Genomic DNA, 17,975 nt, shown 5'->3' with positions numbered 1-17,975 from the left:
TACCCTGCCCCCGATGAGGACGAAGGGAAGATTGAGGATCATCAGCGCCGCATCAGCCGACTGGAGAATGATCGTGTGGTTGCGCTCGAGATCGAATGTGCGCAGATCCTCTTGGGGCTACGCAAGAGACGTCTCAAACCACCCGTGACTGCTCACGGCAATCCGGCTAACCAAGTACAAGGCAATCTGTCCTGCCTGACGCAGAACAACCTCACGACAAGATTATTAGCATCAAATCGAGAAACCAGAGACTGCTGTGCCAACGACACCGTCATGATCATCAGCCTCCCCTCCTCCGCTACTAGATGATCGGAAGACCCGTATCATCTATAACCAACATCAGTCGGCGATGTTTCAGCGGTCGCTCTGGATCCCGCGTATAGTGCGACAAATCTTCTGACAATTCTGTTCGGCTTAGGGGGACTGAAATTCTTTGCTTCATATGGGTCACGCGCGTCTCGATGGAGAGATCCACAAGTTCGGCACTACACCCTGTTACTTCCGCATTCAAGCCCTGTTCATCATGGAAGTTGACCGTGACTCGCTCTTCCGGATCGTTCCATTGGCGAATCTTCTCGGCTTTTTCCTCATTGGTCATCCGTGTCTCCTTGTCGATGCCTTGCAACGTTATCGTTCACGATGCGTCGAAGCGACACCAATCATTTCCTGATACCGACAGACTCACACTGAATTTTGTGGCCACAGTCAAGGAACCGAGGGCTTGGTCAAATCATGATGCCTTGCATTATTGTCCGCGTTGACATCGATTCCTCCCGCAGGCAGTGGTTTGTCAAGGCCGGTGTATTGGAACGTATCGAAGGGTTGGATCTGCTCGTCAGCGGGCAATTGGTCACGAGTCCACCCTCCGCCAAGCGCGCGGATGAGCTCCACTGAATTTCTCAGCAGTTCTGCCTTGATCTGGACTGAGTCGATGCGCGCCGTGAGCGTGGCGACCTGCGCATAAATGAGCTCAAGGCTGGAAGCCAGTCCGCCCCGATAGAGTTCCATCGTGAGATTCTGTGCCTTGAGCGTGGCCCCGACGGCGGCGTCCTGCCGGTCAGCCGCGACGGTGAGACGATTCGTGAGGCTCAGGTTATTCTCGACTTCGCGAAAGGCGTTGAGTACCGTCGAGCGGTATTGATCTTCAGTCTCGCGATAGGACGACCAGGCCTGCTGCAATTGGGCGCGACGATAGCCGCCCTGGAAGACCGGCAGCGAAACAGTGGACCCGTAGGACCAGAAACTATTGGCGAGCGAGAGCAGGTTGAAGCCGGCATCTTCGAACCCTCCGCCGATCCGGAACTTCACATCGGGGTAAAAGGCGGCGCGTGCAATCCCAATGGCGCGGTTTGCCTGGGCCATCCGCCGCTCCATCCCGGCGATATCAGGCCGACGCTCCAGTAAGGTTGACGGAATCATCTCTGGAATCGTAAATTTAGCCACACGAAGCTCACCTATCGGTTTAATGGTAAAACCGGCCGGCGCCATGTTCACGAGGATAGCAATCGCCTGTTCCGTCACTTGGCGTTGGCCTTCAATCTGGGCGAGTTTCGTCTCAGTGGTGAATAGCAGCGATTCCACGCGGGCTACGTCGAGGGCCGATGCGATTGCGCCGGCGAACTGGGCCTTGACGAGGTTGAGCGACCGCGTATAGAGATCGATCGATTGAGCATAAATTTCAGCCTGCGCGTCGTAGCCGCGGAGCGTGAAATAATTCGCCCCGATTTCCGCCTGCAGGCTGAGACGCGCAAGTCCGTAGTCGGCGGCGCGTTCTTCGGCACGGTAGGTCTCCACGCGCGTCGCGTTACGAATCGCCGACCAGAAATCCGGCTCCCAGGACGCGAGCCCTCCGGCGGACACGCTCGATTCTTGGTTCGGGATGCCAGGGGGACGAAACAGAGCATTGTCTGATTGCCGGTTGTCCGATGGGCCGAACCCCAGGCCGACCTGAGGAATACGGCGCGAGCGGGCCTTCATCATCATATCGCGTGCCTGGACAAACCGCTCGGCGGCGGCCTGCAAATCCGGATTGGCCGCCATGGCCTGCTCTTCAAGCCGGTTCAAGACCGGATCGTTGTACGCCGTCCACCAATCCAGCCGCAATTCGGCATCAGACGGCTTAGCCTCGACGAACGGACTCGACCCACGCCATGAGACGGGAACGACGTATTGAGGCGGTGAATAGTCCGGCGCCAGATCGACATGTGGCAACCAGTCACTGCACGCCGACAAATTGCACAGTAGCAGTAAGAGACCGTTGCGCCATATGCATGTGCATGCGCGAACGATGCGGGATCCGCCCGGACTCGTTCCTAAGCGCTTGCCATTTAGGCGTATCGAGACGGTCATTGCGAAGGTAATTCCTTTGATGCGGCCGCATCGTGTGGCGCGGGAGCGTCCTTCGGCATGGGAGCGCCCTTCAGCGCAGGCATGTCTGTCTTATGGAGGTCATAACCGGGTGCCGGTGTGACGATGCGTACCTTGTCCCCTTCGAGCAACGCGGCATTCGGATTATTCACGATGCGGTCGCCCGCGGAAATCCCCTCTTCCACTTCGACGGCGCTGTCGAGGAGTTTGCTCACGGTGATCGGTTTAAAGTGGACGCGGCCGTCGTCCTCCGATACCACCGCCACTTCAGTGCCATGCTCCTGAAACACCAGCGCGGTGGACGGGATCATGACCACCTTCCTGTCAACCGGCGCCGTGAGCGAGACCTGAGCGTAGGAGCCTGGCCAGAGAGCCCGGTCCTCGTTTTCAATCGTAAAGACGGTGATCGCGGTGCGCGTGTTCACGTCGAATCCACGGGCGACGGTCAGGAATTTGGCGGTAAACCGACGATTGGGCAACTGCGGCACCGTCACCTCGGCCGTCAGGCCAGGTTGGAGAAAGGGTCCGAACGATTCCGGCACGGAGACAAAGAGACGCAACATGCTAACGTCGGCCACAGTAAAGAGATTGGCCACCGAACTGGGGCTACTGATCGTGCCTTCCTTATTGACGTAGTCACCGACGTTGATGTTTCGTACGATCACGACCCCGTCATAGGGCGCGACAATAGTTTTGAACCGGATTAATGCCTCGAAGTTCTTGACATTCTGCTCTGCTGCCCGGACCTTCGCCAATTCGGCTTTCGCCTCTGCCACCTTCACCGAAATCGACTGCTCGGAGACCGCATGGTTTTTGCGGAGCGCCAGCCAACGCTTCGCAGTGAGGTCGGCGAGGGCATAGATGGCCCGCACCGACTCCAGATCCGCTCTGGCCTGCGCATACTGGGCGTCGAGGGCCGGCGCGTTGATTTCGGCGAGGATATCGCCCTTCTTCACCAACGCACCGTAGTCCTTGTACCACATCTTCACATAGCCGGAGACCTGCGCGTAGATCGGCGCCTGGAACCAAGCCTGAACGTTGCCGGGAAGCGTAATGGTTTCGGTCGGCGCCACCGGCGTGGCATGGATGGTCGCCACCGTAGGGATGGCGTCTTCGAGCGTTGTCTCGCGCAACAGCGCGGCGTCACTTTGGCTCTCATACACCCGATAGCCAAGGTAGAGCACACACATGAGGATTGCTGAGATGATAAAGAGTCTTCCACGCAAGATCGTACCCATTTATTCAATGCCTTTTTGACGCAAAGACCGCCTGGTATAGAAAATAGCGTAGACACAGGGCACAAAGAACAGAGTGAACAATGTGGCAACGAATAAGCCGCCGATGACGGCGCGCCCCAGCGGCGCGTTCGTAGAATACCCTGTCGCCATGGGAAACATCCCGAAGATCATGGCCGAAGCCGTCATGAGCACCGGACGGAAGCGGGTCGTTCCCGCTTCGATCGCGGCCCGCACCGCATCGCCATGCTCTTCAAGCCGCTCTCTGGCGTAGGAGACGACGAGGATCGAATTGGCGGTCGCTGTGCCCATGGTCAGAATGGCGCCCGTCAGTGCGGGCTCCGACAGACGCGTATGGGTCAAAAACAACGCCCATGCAATGCCTGCCAACGCACCTGGCAGGGCTGTAATAATGATGAAGGGATCCAGCCAGGATTGGAAGTTGACGACAATCAGCAGATAGACCAGCACGATTGCGGCAAGCAGTCCGAAGATCAGCTGGGAATAGGCATCGTGCATCAATGAGGCCTGCCCATGGATGCTGAGCTTGGCGCTGCGGGGCAACGCGCCTTCCATGCTCTCGGCAACCTTTTCGACATCCGCCAGCACACCGCCGAGGTCGCGCCCTTCGGCGGAGATATAGATATTGAACAGCGGCATAATGTTTCCATGCGTGATCACGCCCGGCGTTCCCTCCGCAGAAATATCGGCTAAATTTCCGAGAAGCTGCACCCCCTCCTTCGAAGAATTGCCCGAGGACTCGACCGGGATGGTCTTGAGACTGTTCAGGCTGTTGACCTGCGACTGTGGCGTATAGACATTGATCAGGTACGACATGCCGGTACTGGGATCGAGCCAATAGACCTGGTCAACCTGTTGGCTCCCGGCGGTCGTCATAATCAGATTGTCGGCGATGTCCTTCAGCGTCCTGTTGACACCCAGTCCGAACGAGCGGTTGCCTTCGACCATGAGAGTCGGCGTGCGCATCGTCTGCTGGATCACCACATCCGTAGCGCCGGGGATCTCGCGAAACTTGCCTACCAATGTGCGGGCGAACTCGAAATTGGGGTACATGTCCGGCCCGCTGATCTGCACGTCGATCGGCGCAGGCGCGCCGAAGTTGAGAATTTTCGCCGTCAGATCGGACGGCTGGAATGTGAAGACGGTTCCCGGATAGCGCTCCTTCAGGCCCTTGCGGAGAATGCGACGATAATCCCACACCGGAGACTTTTCGTCTTTCAGAAGGATCGTCAGGTCACAGTCCTGAGAGCCGATTGTCGGTGTCGGAATGAAGGCGAGGTTGTGCGGTCCGACCGGGAGGCCGCAATTACTGACGATATGTTCGACCTGACCGGCCAGCAACTCCTCGATGCTGTTGGAGACAAGAGTGGCAATGCGTCCTGACACCTCGATGCGTGTCCCGAGGGGCGCCCGCATATGCATCGTCATGATCCCCGATCTGATCTCGGGAAAGTAATCGCGCCCGAGGAAGAAAAAGAGGGACAGCGAGGCCACCGCGATGGCCAGAGCGATCATGACGAAGGTGTTGCGGTGCACGATCGCCTCTTCGAGCAGCAGACCGTAGCGCTCGCGGAACCGATTAAAGCCGCGTTCGAACCCCTTCTGAAATAGGACAAAGACGTTCGGCGAGGGCCCCGCGCCGAGCTGCCTCTGAGGCTCATGCAACTTCGACATGGTGCCCCTTTAGCATATATTTCGCCATCGTCGGCACCAAGGTGCGCGACAAGATAAAAGAAGCCAGCATCGCGATGATGACCGCCTCCGCCATGGGTTTGAACAGGTAGCCTGCGACACCGCCAAGCTGGAAGAGCGGGAGCCAGACGATCGCGATACAGAGGGTGGCGACGAGCGTCGGGACGACGATCTGATTGGCGGCATCGACGATGGCCTGCTCAAGCGGCTTCCCCATCTCGATATGGCGATCGATATTTTCGATCATCACGGTCGCGTCGTCGACCAAGATGCCGACGGCCAGCGCCAACCCCCCCAAGGTCATGACGTTGATCGTCTCTTCGAGCAGATGCAGACCGATGATGGCGACCAAAATGGACAGAGGGATCGAGGTCCAGACGATGACCGTGGCTCGCCATGAGCCGAGCAGCAACAGCACGATAAGGCCGACCAACGCACCGGCCATCAGCATTTCATGCAGGACGTCAGAAATCGAATCCTTCACGAAGGTCGAGGCGTCGTCGAGGAGCTTAACCTGCACGCCCTCCGGAGAGACTTGCTCGGCACGCGGGATCATCTTCTTGATCCCAGCCACAACGTCCAGAGTCGAGGCCTCTGTGCTCTTCATGGCGACGATGATGACAGTCTGTTTGCCCTTCACCAGCACCGCGTTCTGTTGCACTCGGCCCATGAGACGTACGGTCGCGACATCGCGCAAGTACACGAACGCGTTGCCTTCCCGCTTGATCGGAATATCGTTGAAATGGTCAATTTTCAGAGGTGAGGCATTCGTCATGACGATCCAGTCGGTCTCCTTGATCTTGACGTCCCCGGACGGCAGCACGAGATATTGCCGCGTGAGCACATCGTGAATATCCGCTGGCGTCAGGTTACGAGCAAGCAATTTCTGTTGATCAAGGTTCACCATAACCTGCATGTCCTGGCCTCCGTATGGGTGCGGCAGGACGATCCCAGGCACCGTCACCAGCAGGGGGCGGATACGCATGTAGGCGAGATTATAGAGCTCTGCTGGCGTCATGTTGTCGGAGCTAATTTGGAGCATGGCCACCGGTATCGAGGATGGCGCGAGGCGCATAACCATGGGCGGGGAAATATCCGGCGGCAGCGCCTTGACGACATTCTGCGCAATGCCCACAATATCCGCTTCGGCCCTGCCCACGTCGACTCCATCCTGAAGATAAATATTGGTGATGCTGCTACCAAAGTAGGAATGACTGTGGATGTACTTGATGCCTTCGACCGTCGAGGTCAGGAAGCGTTCGAATAGATATGTGATGCGCCCTTCCACTTGCTGCGGCAGCATACCGTTATAAATCCAGACCACAGAGGTGACGGGAATCGTGATATTCGGGAAGACGTCAGTCGGCATGTGACGCACCGTCAGGGTGCCCATCAGCACGATCAGGATGGACATAACGACGAAGGTATAGGGCCGTTTCAGGGCGATGAGGACAAGCTGATTCATGCGAAAGGCCCCTTAAAAGTCGGTTGATGTACGGTCATATGCGCCCCGCTTGAATAAAACCGGTTCTGATCAAGACAAGGCCTCATAGTGCAAGGTCCTTACCACTCATCATATTCATCCGACACGCGAGCGTGAACTGGACGAAGGTGCATAATTTATTAGGATAATAACCGTTGACTGATCTATCGGACCAAGTCCGGTAGCCACGCAGCATGAATGTAGGTGTGCAATATAACAATGCGCGCAATGTGCGGAATCTCACTATTCGCCAGACATGCGGCTTACAGAGTGCTGAAAACACACGACGACAATTCATAATAAATTGGCTAGTTACAGTGCCTGGCTCCCGGCCATTGAATGAATGCGTCAGTTGGTATTGATCTTGCGATGATCTTAGATGTCCGATCGCACACACATCTCCGGACGCATATTGAATTTCTTGGTAGCCATGAATCGCTGGTGGGGCATGTAATAGGAGGTTCATATGGATATTCGAACGCTCAAGGTCGTGGTCTTGTTGGGAGTTGGGCTAGTCATCCCTGGAATCTGGGAATCTGTGCAGGCTGAGCCGCTGACGCTTGGAGCCCCACCCAGCTTGAAGGCCACCCTCGAGGAAATTGTACCGATGTTCGAGAAAGAGTATGGAACGACAGTTCGCGTCGTCTACAGCCCCTCGAAAACGCTTCGTCGGCAAATTGAAAAAGGCGCCCCGATCGATGTTTTCCTCGCCGCAGGGACTGAGGAGGTCCAAAATCTCCACAAGAAAGGCCTAACGCTGAACGGCGGACCGCGGATCTACGCACAGACCTCTCTCGTGCTCGTGATGTCAACCTTCTTCGACGCAATACCGATCTCTTTTCGCGACGCGCTACCGGATCGAACCACACGCATTGCCCTCGGAGATCCTCGGACATCCTCCTTGGGAGATACGACGGCCCAGATGCTCACCGAACTCAATCCAAGATATCAAAGCCGTTCCCTCATTTACCTTGCGTCACATAGCGTAGATATCATGAACCTCATTCATTCAGGCAAGGTCGACGTGGGCCTCGTCTTTCGTGTGGACGCCATCAATGGCGGCCAAGTGCGCATCATAGACGAAGCTCCGTCAGGGACGTATATGCCCGTCCAGTTCGGGCACGCGGTGGTCTGGACTTGTCGAGCGGAATCCCTTCCGGTCGCAATCCAATTTTCCGATTTCTTAATGAGTCCCCGCATACAGAAGCTTTTGGTCAAGTATGGATTTGATTCTGTTTCATTGAATGGATGACCTAGATATTTAGATTGATGCATGGACCTCATGGAGTCGCGTCCCATCCTGCGTTTGTTGACCGATAGATCCGCCGGCACGAGCCGGATCACTCAGCCAGAGCGACAAGGTTTTCTGCAACGAGTACCGCTCTCCCATCTTTGGAATTGCTTGCGGTCCTAGGCTGCACTCCATGGAGCTAAGTCAAGGCTCCTAGAGCCAGAAATACACTCACACATGCGAGATAGCCCCCCGTACGTATAACTTGCTCCTCACTCTCCTCCTTCGACGACAAAGCATTCAGAACGATATCTTTCGGCTTAGGGGACCAGGGTAAAGTCTTTTATATGATACATGGACCGAGCATGCCCCTTATCCGTGACGTAAGCCTCGACCTTGTCCCCGACCTTGAAGGCGCCCTCCAGATGAGTCGTCTTGTTCACATGCAGGCGCACGTTGTGGCCGACCGTATCATGCACCGTGTAATACTCCCCCTCAATCTTCAGGATATCCCCCTCAACAGGCATAGAGCCTGCTGCGTACGACAGGGTCGCGATTCCGATACTGCTGATCAGCGTGAACAGGAACAGAGCGAGATGCCTTTTCATACTGTCTCCTGTAGGTTAGAGAAAAAATAAGGCCCGTCGTCGAACCATTCCAAATCGGCGTTTGCTTCCGTAACTCTTTGTGACCCTCAACGGTGATGGGAATCTCGCGTTTCGCACATACCTATCAGTCCAGTCAGCAATGTCGATGCCAACCCTCATGATTTTATTCGGGTCAGGCACGTTCGAATAGAAGGCCACTTATCGTGTGCTTACTGCATGAGGTAGGTTAGCAAGCCTGAAGGAGGACGATGAAGAATGAAGTATTGTGGCGCACTGTGCCAAGATGACACAGATCAATGAGAGGAAGATTCTTTGCCAATCGGTGCATTTGGAGATTCGGTTTTCTAGTTCCGGCGGCCTTAGAAGAACGGGCCGTGGCCTAGTCCTAGCCGATAGGCTGGTAGTTGGGTGAGTGCGAGCGAGCGAACGTACAGAGCAAGCAGGGTTAGTCCTCGTCGAGCTTGACCTTTCCCCAGAACGCCCGATGCGCATAGGCTTGATAGGTAAGGAGCAGACTAAATCCGATCAGGAACCACCAAAGACCGACCTGCATCCCATAGTCGCCGGCAGTGGCATTGGTGACGGTCAAGCTGTTGGTAAGATCATCCGTGGCAATCAGAATGTTCGGGTACAGCCCCCAGGCCGTGCTGGCCAGCATCGCGAGGATGAAGAGACTCGTCGCGGAAAATGCTCCCGCATCCCAATTGCGTCTTCGCATCTCAAGAGCCGACACGAGCGTCGCTATGCAGAGAAAGGGAAAGACATGGCCGATGGGATGGGCGGCATAGTTGAGATAGACTAGAGGTTGAACAAAGGGAACGGCGGTCAGGGCCAGTCCGACCAGAATGACCACGACCGGTCCAGTCAGCCAGGCCGCTCGTCTCGCCCGTTCCCGCAACTCGCCTTCCGTTTTTACAGCCAGATAACTTGCGCCGTGAAGGGCAAGGATCGCCGCGCTTGTGGACCCTATGAGGATGGTGAACCAATCGAGTATACCCGGCTGCGGTCCTGTCATGAAATTTGTCCAGAGCACTACGAAGAAATAGCCTTCGTGATTCAACGGCACGCCGCGAATAAGATTTCCCAAGGCCACGCCGAACACGACAGCCAATAGCAGGCTCGCTCCCGCAAACGCCACATCCCAAAACTGCCGCCACAATGGGTGATCCACGTGCGAGCGGAGTTCAAGCGCAAGTCCGCGGGCGATCAGCAACCACAAGACCATATGCAACGCCAGATAGAATCCACTGAACCCCGATGCATAGGCTTTGGGAAAGGCGAAGAACAACAGACCGCCCGCGGCGATCAGCCATACTTCGTTGCCGTTCCAGATAGGGCCGATGGAGACCAACGCTGCACGCCGGTGCGCTTCAGTTTTCGCGACGAGACGATAGACGATGCCCAGGCCGAAGTCGAAACCGTCAAGAACAACATACACAGCCAGCATCAACGTCACGGCAACATACCAGAAGGTTTCCATCGTACCGGTTCCTATGAGTGCGACGATTCAGGTGACACGCGTGCCGGGCCATGCCTGATTGTTTCCACGATCAGGAAGAGGAAGAGTAACCCCAATACGAGATAGATCCCGAGAAATCCGAGGAGCGTAAACAGCGCGTTGCCGGAATGCACCAGCGGTGAGACGCCGTCAGCCGTGCGGAGCAGGCCGTATACCAGCCAGGGTTGACGACCGAGTTCGGCGGTCATCCAGCCGGCCGTGGTGGCGAGATAGGGAAACGGCGCAGCAAGCATGAGTAGCCAGAGCAGCCAGTTCGCGGTAAACAATCGCCCCCGCCAAAGCCAGAGCAGCGCCAATCCCATAACCGATACCAACATGGTTCCGAGCCCGGCCATTATATGGTAGGCATAGTAAAGCAGCGCCACATTGTCTGGCCACTCAGGACGTGGAAAGGCATCGAGCCCTTTCACCGTGGCATAGAGTTCGTAGAAGAGCACAAAACTCAACGCATCCGGCACGACGAGCGGGTTGTCGATCGTCATAGTTTCGATATTCGGTTGGCCGATGAGCATCATATCGGCGCCGCCTCGCTCGGTCTTGAAGAGCCCTTCGAATGCGGCGCCCTTGACCGGTTGATGCTCAAAAACCTGCCTGGCGTTCTCGTGGCCGGTCGGAAAGATCATCAGCGCGGTGGCGATGGCGCCCGTCACCACGCCGATACGGAGGAAGGTCTTCGCGTAGCTCACATACTGACCGGACAGAAGATAGAATGAACCGACCGCAGCCATGACACACGAGGCGGTCACGACTGCGGCCGTCATGTTGTGGGCATATTGCCAGAACAGCCAAGGATTCGTGAGCAGGCCGGAAAGACTATCGACGAACAACCGTCCATCGGGGGCGACCGTGTAGGCGACCGGATGTTGCATCCACGCGTTCGTCGCCAGAATGAAATAACCGGAAAGCCAGGAACCGAGAAAGAGCATCAACGATGCAGCCCATTGCACCTGGCGGCTAAACCGCCCCTCCCCAAACAGCACGATGCCAAGAAACGACGACTCCAGAACAAACGCAAACAGTCCCTCCATCGCCAGCGTCTGGCCGATCACACCGCCGGCGAAATTAGAGAATTTCGCCCAATTGGTACCGAACTGGAATTCCAGCGGGATCCCGGTCACGACACCGAAAGCAAAACTCAAGGCAAAGATCTTTGTCCAGAACCTCGCGACCTGCTGGTAATGGTCGTCCCCGATGGCGAGCGCCCGGCTCCTCAGGTACAGCAACAGCAGCGCCAACCCCATCGTCAATTGCGGAAAGAGATAATGAAACGTGACGGTAAAGGCGAATTGCAGACGGTCATAGAGCAGCGCATTGGCCATAGAATCCTCTAGAAACGGATCAATCGTTCAAAAATCGTCGGGCCCTATGACGTGGCGGCTTGCGACAGAAGGGGCCTTGCAGCGCCAGGCATATCACTCCGTCCGAGGCACTGGCAAGGAGATCGCCCGCCCTCGGACACCTTATTCCCCTTCTTGGCGAATGAGCCTGTCGTACCCCCAGAGCGAAAAATGACCACGTAGCGCGCCCACGACTTCCCCATCCACGAGTAGGCGCGCGGCGAACACCCATCCCCGATCAGATCCTTCCATGTCGAATTGAGTCACTGAACGACCGGCAGCGATTTCATGCCGTTCATAAATACTGAGCATCAGAGGGGCGGAAGTGGGATCGCTAGTATAGATGCGCGTACTGGAGTCAGGCAGGAGTTCGAACACCGAGAGGCGTCGAATGCCTGGACTCAGTTCCATGATGTCTTGAAACACTTCATCAGCGCGGTAATATCGTAGAAATCACCGGCCTTACTCATGATCCGTTTCACGGATTTTGCATCACGGAGAAACTCTTCGTGAAGGTCCTGGGCCCCCGTCTGTTCGATGATCTGTCGATCGAACACATGAAGGACGAAGATCGTCAGGCCGACCATGACGACGTCGGCCACCACGACCCAGACCAGGACGCCTTTGAACCATTGCATGCTCATCAGACGTCCGCCCCCCGGCTATCATACCTCGTTCGAACAGCCTGTAACCAGCGGGCCGACTAGCGTGCAAGGGAATCGGTTGAAAGTCCGATGATACAACGGATCAGTTCCGGGATTAAGACTGGCTTGTACGCCGCACATGTCCTGGAAACCTGCAGCACCCTTCCCAATGTTGCTCCGTACGGACTGGTATCCATGATTGAACGTCGCTCGAGAGAAGAAGATTTCGGTGGGCCTCGTGGCGGTACTCGCCTGCTGATTGGAGCCGGGATCGGTGGGCTGCTGCCGGTTTAGTTGATCCCAATCTACACTAATTCCGACTGTCGTTCGAACTCCATCGGACTGAGATAGCCCAACGTCGAGTGCCACCGCCTAGGATGATAGCAGCGGTCACTGTAATCGAACAGGTCCGCTTTGGCTTGGTCTCGCGTGCGATACGTTTTCGTCACGGCGTGTTCGGTCTTGAGCGAGGAGAAGCAGCTCCCCATCGCGGCATTGTCCAAGCAGTTGCCGGCTCGGCTCATGCCATAGATCGCGCCGTGGCCGGCCATATTCCGCTTGAAGGGCTCACTGGTGTACAGGTTCCCCAGATCGGAGTGATGCAACACGGCCTCATGCTTGCCTTGCCGCTAGATCGTGGATGGCGTCTCTGTCAGCACATGCACTTCTCGATCTGATCTGGGGAAACACGATACTGACGAGAGCAGCTGTAGGACTTATACGTGAGGGCTGTAACGACTTGTATGTCCACGGACAGGCCTTTTGATTAAGAGACAAGACCCTTCTTCATTCAACCGAGATCTTCCTCTCCTTCAGTTGATCATCTTGGCGTGAAAGAGGTACTGTCACAGAGGTCCACAGCGCGAAGACTCCCTATTCCTAACCTGTATCAAAGGATCATCTCGTGGCTCACCATCCTCTCGAAGGTCAACCGGCACCGGCATCGATGCTCGTTAATATCCCTCGTCTCATCACGGCCTACTACACAGAAAAGCCCGATGCGAACGTACGAGAGCAGCGCGTCGCATTTGGGACCTCAGGGCATCGAGGAACATCCTTCAAGCGATCCTTTAACGAAGTCCATATCGTCGCAGTCGCACAGGCCATTTACGAATATCGCAAGATGGAGAACATCAGCGGCCCACTCTACCTGGGAATGGATACACATGCCTTGTCGGAGCCGGCCTTTGCGAGCGTCCTGGAGGTGCTGGCAGCCAATGGGGTCGAGGTCATGGTGGACCAGGATGGCGGCTATACACCGACCCCGGTCATCTCCCACGCCATCCTCACCTACAATCGAGGAAAAATCGCAGGATTGGCCGATGGTATTGTCATCACCCCCTCGCACAATCCGCCGGAAGATGGCGGGATCAAATACAATCCGCCACATGGTGGACCGGCTGACACCGTCGTGACGAAGTGGATCGAGGACCGTGCCAACGCCCTGATGAATGTCGATCTCCATGGAGTGGCCCGCCTCCACTATGCCAGAGCCAGACGAGCGGCGACGACCAAGCCCTATAATTACCTCGGCACCTTCATCGATGATCTCGCACAGATTATCGACATGGAGATGCTTCGATCATCCGGCTTGAAACTTGGCATCGATCCGCTGGGCGGATCCGGCGTCGCCTACTGGCAGCCGATCGCAGAGCGATATGGCTTACACATTGAGATTGTCAATCCCGCCGTCGATCCGACCTTCCGTTTTATGCCGCTTGATTGGGACGGCAAGATTCGAATGGACTGTTCCTCGCCCTTTGCGATGGCGAACCTCATCGCGCTGAAAGACCGGTTCGATGTCGCGTTCGGGAACGATGCAGACAATGACCGACATGGCATCGTCACCCGCTCCGCTGGCCTGATGAACCCCAACCATTATCTGGCCGTCTCAATCTCCTATCTTTTCACGAGCCGTCCTGGATGGAAGACCGAGGCCGCGATCGGGAAGACGTTGGTCAGTAGTAGTCTCATCGATCGTGTTGCGGCCAAACTCGGGCGCAGGCTCATTGAAGTGCCGGTCGGCTTCAAATGGTTCGTGAAGGGATTATTAGACGGCTCGCTCGGCTTTGGCGGTGAAGAAAGCGCGGGGGCGTCATTCCTCCGTCGCGACGGCACGGTCTGGTCGACGGACAAAGACGGCATCATCATGAACCTATTGGCGGCAGAGATGATGGCGAAGACCGGCCGTGATCCTGGTGAGCTGTATCGAGAACTGACCAAAGAACTCGGAGAACCCTTGTACCAACGGATCGATGCAGCCGCGACACCTGCGCAGAAAACGATCCTCTCGAAACTGTCGCCGGACCAGGTGCAGGCAACTGAGCTAGCCGGCGACAACATCGTAGCCAAACTGACGACAGCCCCTGGCAATGGTGCCGCAATTGGTGGACTGAAAGTCGTCACTGAACAAGGCTGGTTTGCGGCTCGCCCGTCCGGTACCGAAGACGTCTATAAGCTCTATGCGGAAAGTTTCCGAGGGCAAGCCCACCTCACGCGGATACAGGAAGAGGCCCAGGCGCTGATTACACAGGTACTGGCATCTGCCACGTAAAAGGAAGCTGTTTAAGGTGAGCAGCACGGCCGGTCTCATGTGGAGCATGCTTTTCTGGTCGATCAGTTGTGGATATTGTCTTTAAGGAAAGAGACAACGAGCCATTGTCCGCTAATCGTCGGCATGGCGCTCTGTGTGGTCCCCTACGGTATTGCCAACCTATATGTTCTCGTCGCTGTCGGTGTCGTCCTGGCGACTCTCCCCTACTTCGTACGATTCTAAGGTATGTGCGTGAGGCCCCTCAGCGCATATCCTGCCGGCTTTGCAGAATAGGAGTGCCCACTCCTGAGGAGAGCATATAGAGGGTGTTGACGGTTGTGCTTCCCCAGAACAGGATATCTGCGCCACGCCCTGCATCGAATCGCCCGATCCCAACCGGAGGGCCATAGACCGTGCGAAGCGCTGTCCAATTACCTGTGCCTGCCCAGGAGACTTTCCACTTCCAGACAGGAATGCCTTGGGTGCCATTCATCTTGATGCCAAGCTCAGCGGTAACAATATCGGCACGGCCGTCGCCATTGAGATCGGCAATCATCAGCCCCGCCATTGTTTTCGTCAGTGCCGCGCGCAATGGAAAGCCATCCCACGGTCCAGTGGCGTTCAACGAGACCTTCCACTTGCCGCTCTCGACGCCCACGACATCCATCTTGCCATCGCCGTTGAAATCCCCAAACCCAAGATCGGCGGTTCGTTTGCTTGAATCCTGCGTATTGACGAACGGGCCAACTCCGCCATCGGAGACCCACCAACGCTGCCCGTCGGCATAAAAAATATCGGCACGTTTATCACCGATGAAATCGCCGACACGAAACTCGCTCAGTGCAGGATTGCTTTCGTTGATCTTTTCCCATGGCGAGGCCCCGCCCCAGGAGATGAGCCAGTCGCGTCCACGCTGAGTGAAGACATCCGTGCGTCCATCTCCGTCGAAATCTCCAAAACGTAAGTTCACAATTCCGTCCGTCTGCGCATTGAGAAAACGCCACTCGGCATTGCCTGCAGGCGCGTAATACCATGCCGCCCCAGTGGCGAGAAAGACATCGTCCGTTCCGTCGCCGTCGAAATCTCCCACGCCTAGTCGAGTCGTTGGATTTGGATTCGTTTTGAACTGATTATTGTCATATACGAGGAGTTTATTCTTTGCCTCGCAATTACTGCAGACGACGGAGTCTTCTCGGCTTCGCAGCGACACGTTGCGATGAAACTCGACTCGGTAAGTCGGTTCGCCACGCAGGTCGAAATTCTCATGTTTGTATTGGGTGCCCAAGAACGTATTCCCTGCAATCTCGAAGTACTGCCCTGCGCGGCCACCAAACCCGTTGTCACCGGTTCCGTGCACATCAAAGTCATGAGCGGTCCATCTTGCAACCACGGCTTTAGTCTGTGTCGGCGCGGCCCAGAGCACAAGGTTGTTCCAGGCGAGATAGCTGGTGCATCCCCATCCAGATGCCTTGATGGCGTGACGGTTCGAGACGAAGGTGTTGCCCTCTATCAGCGGGAACGAGTTCTGCTCGGCCCGAACACCGTATCCCGCATTCTGCTTTTGGTTATGGTGAATGAAATTGCGCACTACGCGGAGGTTATTGAGCCGTGAACCTCTCGGGTCCCCCTTGTCCGTGCAGATTCCAGGCTCTGCGGCCCCAGTGACAGTCACCGCTGCGCCCGGCCAGTCCGAGATGTCGTTATGGTCGATGATCATTCTGACGTGGAGATGGTCTTGCTCGATAAGAATTCCCCAGACGGGGGTTTGATCAATGTCTGTATCCCGGCTTGGTCCTCGCAACCGCAGTCCAGTGATACGTACATCAGGGCCTTCAACTGCGATCATCGCTCCTTTCGTGACCTTCCGCATCGACAGTTCAGGCCCGAGGAGGGTACCACGTCGATCGCCGCGAATGGTTATGCCACCCCCAAGGTGCACATGGGCATAGTCCAGCGCCGGATTATAGGGATTGGGGTAGTCTCTCAACTCGATCGAGGTGCCAGGCGCGATTTCAATGACGGTACCCCAATGTGCCTGCTCCAAGGCGCTGACAAAACTCATTTCCTGCGGCACACGCACAAATCCGCTGGTGGGCTTCCGGTTGCTCTTGTCGGTGGCCACAAAGGTCCAGAACTCGTTATCTGCAAGATCTCGAGCGCCTAAGACGAGAGGAGTCCGATTGGCACCACGATTTTTCAGAACTTCCACCACACGAGTCCGATCCGAGGCCAAGATGACGCTGTCACCGTCGAGCGCGAAGACCTGACCGGCCCCGGACGACAGCACTGTTTGGCGGTTTTGCTCATCCTGAAGTTCCAATGTCGGCTGTTGTGCCATAACCGCAAACACCTGACCTTGAAGCTGTCCCAAGAATGTCTGATCGATGCCGCGAGAGAGGACAGGTGGAGCCGAATTTCCTCCCTTCACACCGATCACCTTCGAGCCGGCTCGGAGAATCACATCATGCTGTTCATTGATCTCCTGCACAAGAACCTGCTGGGCTATCGTCCCATTACATTCGTAGAGGAACACGGGCGCTCCAACTATTTGTGGTGGAGCGCCGAAATCCAGACATTTGCCCCCGTAACTAACCACGGAAAACGTGGGTGATTGCTTCATGACTTCGAATTGCAAGTTGCCTAATTGGGGAGAAACCAGCTCTTGAAGGACATGCCCTTTGGCACCCTCGAATGGCACGACCGACTGTACGGGTGGTGCTGTTTGCGCGACTGAAAACTTGATCTGCGATGAGGAGGCAAGCAGGAATTGAGTGCCTCGCGGCCGAGCGCCGGAGAATGTACCTGGCACATCCCAGGCCTGGCCGTTCGGCAAGAGAAGGACAATGTGAACCAGGTCTGGGGCGTCGCCTGAGACGGTCACGGCCAGCGGCGAATCAATCGTTTCGCCATGAGTTGTCGCCTGCGCATCGAGGAAGAAAGGCGTTCCATCTTTCGCATGCAATCTGAGCTGCGCCCCGACCGACATATCCACCTCGTAGCTTCCGGCGTCGACGGTGAGGTCGCTGCCGTCCGACGCTATGAAATGAACCGGTTGATGCAACGTGACAGCCGACGATGAGCCCGCCCAGGAGGTAAGGGCGAGAACGGTCATCCAGGCAACCGCTGAAAAGATCGCTGTACCCACTGCCGCGAGGGCTGTGTATTTACGTATCATAGGTTCTCCTGGAGATGGTCCGTTCCGCTAAAAACCTAGAAGCCAAGGATACGGTTCCTGGAACCTTTGCCTTGCGCTGTTCCGAGGAATTACGATGAGATGCCTCATCGGCATCCTCCCTCTGAGTGAT

General features: G+C 56.3%; 11 protein-coding genes and 2 pseudogenes. 2 read left to right on the top strand and 11 right to left on the bottom strand.

Going from position 1 to position 17,975, the window contains the following annotated elements; all coding sequences use genetic code 11:
* Nucleotides 1–301 precede the first annotated feature (301 nt).
* The 4 genes and pseudogenes from Q8N00_01425 to Q8N00_01410 form a co-directional block, all read right to left on the bottom strand.
* On the bottom strand, nt 302–598 hold the full coding sequence (locus tag Q8N00_01425; GenBank protein MDP2381443.1) for a hypothetical protein: 297 nt from the start codon (nt 596–598) through the stop codon (nt 302–304).
* Nucleotides 599–705: 107 nt separating this feature from the next.
* A complete protein-coding gene (locus Q8N00_01420; protein MDP2381442.1) occupies nt 706–2,349 on the bottom strand; it encodes an efflux transporter outer membrane subunit in 1,644 nt (547 codons plus the stop codon).
* On the bottom strand, nt 2,346–3,605 hold the full coding sequence (locus tag Q8N00_01415; protein MDP2381441.1) for an efflux RND transporter periplasmic adaptor subunit: 1,260 nt from the start codon (nt 3,603–3,605) through the stop codon (nt 2,346–2,348). Before Q8N00_01415 ends, Q8N00_01420 begins: the two co-directional genes overlap by 4 nt.
* Nucleotides 3,606–6,780 (bottom strand): annotated as a pseudogene (locus Q8N00_01410) (efflux RND transporter permease subunit).
* 484 nt (nt 6,781–7,264) lie between these two features.
* Here Q8N00_01410 and modA point away from each other — a divergent pair.
* Nucleotides 7,265–8,050, top strand: coding sequence for a molybdate ABC transporter substrate-binding protein (modA, locus tag Q8N00_01405; protein MDP2381440.1), 786 nt, complete (start codon nt 7,265–7,267; stop codon nt 8,048–8,050).
* A 299-nt stretch (nt 8,051–8,349) separates the two neighbouring features.
* Here the strand turns inward: modA and Q8N00_01400 are convergent, their stop codons facing one another.
* The 6 genes and pseudogenes from Q8N00_01400 to Q8N00_01375 all read right to left on the bottom strand — a co-directional run bounded on the left by Q8N00_01400 (nt 8,350) and on the right by Q8N00_01375 (nt 12,772).
* Nucleotides 8,350–8,637, bottom strand: coding sequence for a hypothetical protein (locus Q8N00_01400; protein MDP2381439.1), 288 nt, complete (start codon nt 8,635–8,637; stop codon nt 8,350–8,352).
* 445 nt (nt 8,638–9,082) lie between these two features.
* Nucleotides 9,083–10,117, bottom strand: a complete 1,035-nt coding sequence (gene cydB, locus Q8N00_01395) for a cytochrome d ubiquinol oxidase subunit II (protein ID MDP2381438.1) — start codon at nt 10,115–10,117, stop codon at nt 9,083–9,085.
* Between the two features lie 11 nt (nt 10,118–10,128).
* Complete coding sequence (locus Q8N00_01390) at nt 10,129–11,475, bottom strand: cytochrome ubiquinol oxidase subunit I (GenBank protein MDP2381437.1); 1,347 nt, start codon at nt 11,473–11,475, stop codon at nt 10,129–10,131.
* A gap of 141 nt (nt 11,476–11,616) precedes the next feature.
* Nucleotides 11,617–11,904 carry a hypothetical protein gene (locus tag Q8N00_01385; protein MDP2381436.1) on the bottom strand — a complete coding sequence of 96 codons (288 nt, stop codon included), beginning with the start codon at nt 11,902–11,904 and terminating at the stop codon, nt 11,617–11,619.
* The gene (locus Q8N00_01380) at nt 11,895–12,137 is read right to left on the bottom strand and encodes a hypothetical protein (GenBank protein MDP2381435.1); all 243 of its coding nucleotides are present in this window, start codon (nt 12,135–12,137) and stop codon (nt 11,895–11,897) included. The genes Q8N00_01385 and Q8N00_01380 overlap by 10 nt, the downstream gene beginning before the upstream one ends.
* 305 nt (nt 12,138–12,442) lie before the next feature.
* A pseudogene (locus tag Q8N00_01375) lies at nt 12,443–12,772 on the bottom strand (IS3 family transposase).
* 269 nt (nt 12,773–13,041) lie between these two features.
* On the opposite strand from Q8N00_01375, the gene pgm reads away from it, so the two are divergent.
* Nucleotides 13,042–14,691: a phosphoglucomutase (alpha-D-glucose-1,6-bisphosphate-dependent) gene (gene pgm / locus Q8N00_01370; GenBank protein MDP2381434.1), complete on the top strand. Its 1,650-nt coding sequence runs from the start codon at nt 13,042–13,044 to the stop codon at nt 14,689–14,691.
* A 241-nt stretch (nt 14,692–14,932) separates the two neighbouring features.
* Here the strand turns inward: pgm and Q8N00_01365 are convergent, their stop codons facing one another.
* Complete coding sequence (locus tag Q8N00_01365) at nt 14,933–17,845, bottom strand: FG-GAP-like repeat-containing protein (GenBank protein MDP2381433.1); 2,913 nt, start codon at nt 17,843–17,845, stop codon at nt 14,933–14,935.
* Nucleotides 17,846–17,975: the final 130 nt, after the last annotated feature.

The sequence above is a fragment of the Nitrospirota bacterium genome (genome assembly GCA_030684575.1).
Lineage (GTDB): Bacteria > Nitrospirota > Nitrospiria > Nitrospirales > Nitrospiraceae > Palsa-1315.
The sequence above is the reverse complement of the archived record's forward strand: the minus strand, read 5'-3'. Positions and strand labels throughout refer to the sequence as shown.

Bases quoted from the DNA above. Each gene is read 5' to 3' on its own strand.
- Q8N00_01420 (MDP2381442.1), bottom strand. From the start codon at position 2,349: ATGACCGTCTCGATACGCCTAAATGGCAAGCGCTTAGGAACGAGTCCG.
- modA (MDP2381440.1), top strand. From the start codon at position 7,265: ATGGATATTCGAACGCTCAAGGTCGTGGTCTTGTTGGGAGTTGGGCTA.
- Q8N00_01365 (MDP2381433.1), bottom strand. From the start codon at position 17,845: ATGATACGTAAATACACAGCCCTCGCGGCAGTGGGTACAGCGATCTTT.
- Q8N00_01385 (MDP2381436.1), bottom strand. From the start codon at position 11,904: ATGGAACTGAGTCCAGGCATTCGACGCCTCTCGGTGTTCGAACTCCTG.
- Q8N00_01425 (MDP2381443.1), bottom strand. From the start codon at position 598: ATGACCAATGAGGAAAAAGCCGAGAAGATTCGCCAATGGAACGATCCG.
- Q8N00_01415 (MDP2381441.1), bottom strand. From the start codon at position 3,605: ATGGGTACGATCTTGCGTGGAAGACTCTTTATCATCTCAGCAATCCTC.
- cydB (MDP2381438.1), bottom strand. From the start codon at position 10,117: ATGGAAACCTTCTGGTATGTTGCCGTGACGTTGATGCTGGCTGTGTAT.
- Q8N00_01400 (MDP2381439.1), bottom strand. From the start codon at position 8,637: ATGAAAAGGCATCTCGCTCTGTTCCTGTTCACGCTGATCAGCAGTATC.
- Q8N00_01380 (MDP2381435.1), bottom strand. From the start codon at position 12,137: ATGAGCATGCAATGGTTCAAAGGCGTCCTGGTCTGGGTCGTGGTGGCC.
- Q8N00_01390 (MDP2381437.1), bottom strand. From the start codon at position 11,475: ATGGCCAATGCGCTGCTCTATGACCGTCTGCAATTCGCCTTTACCGTC.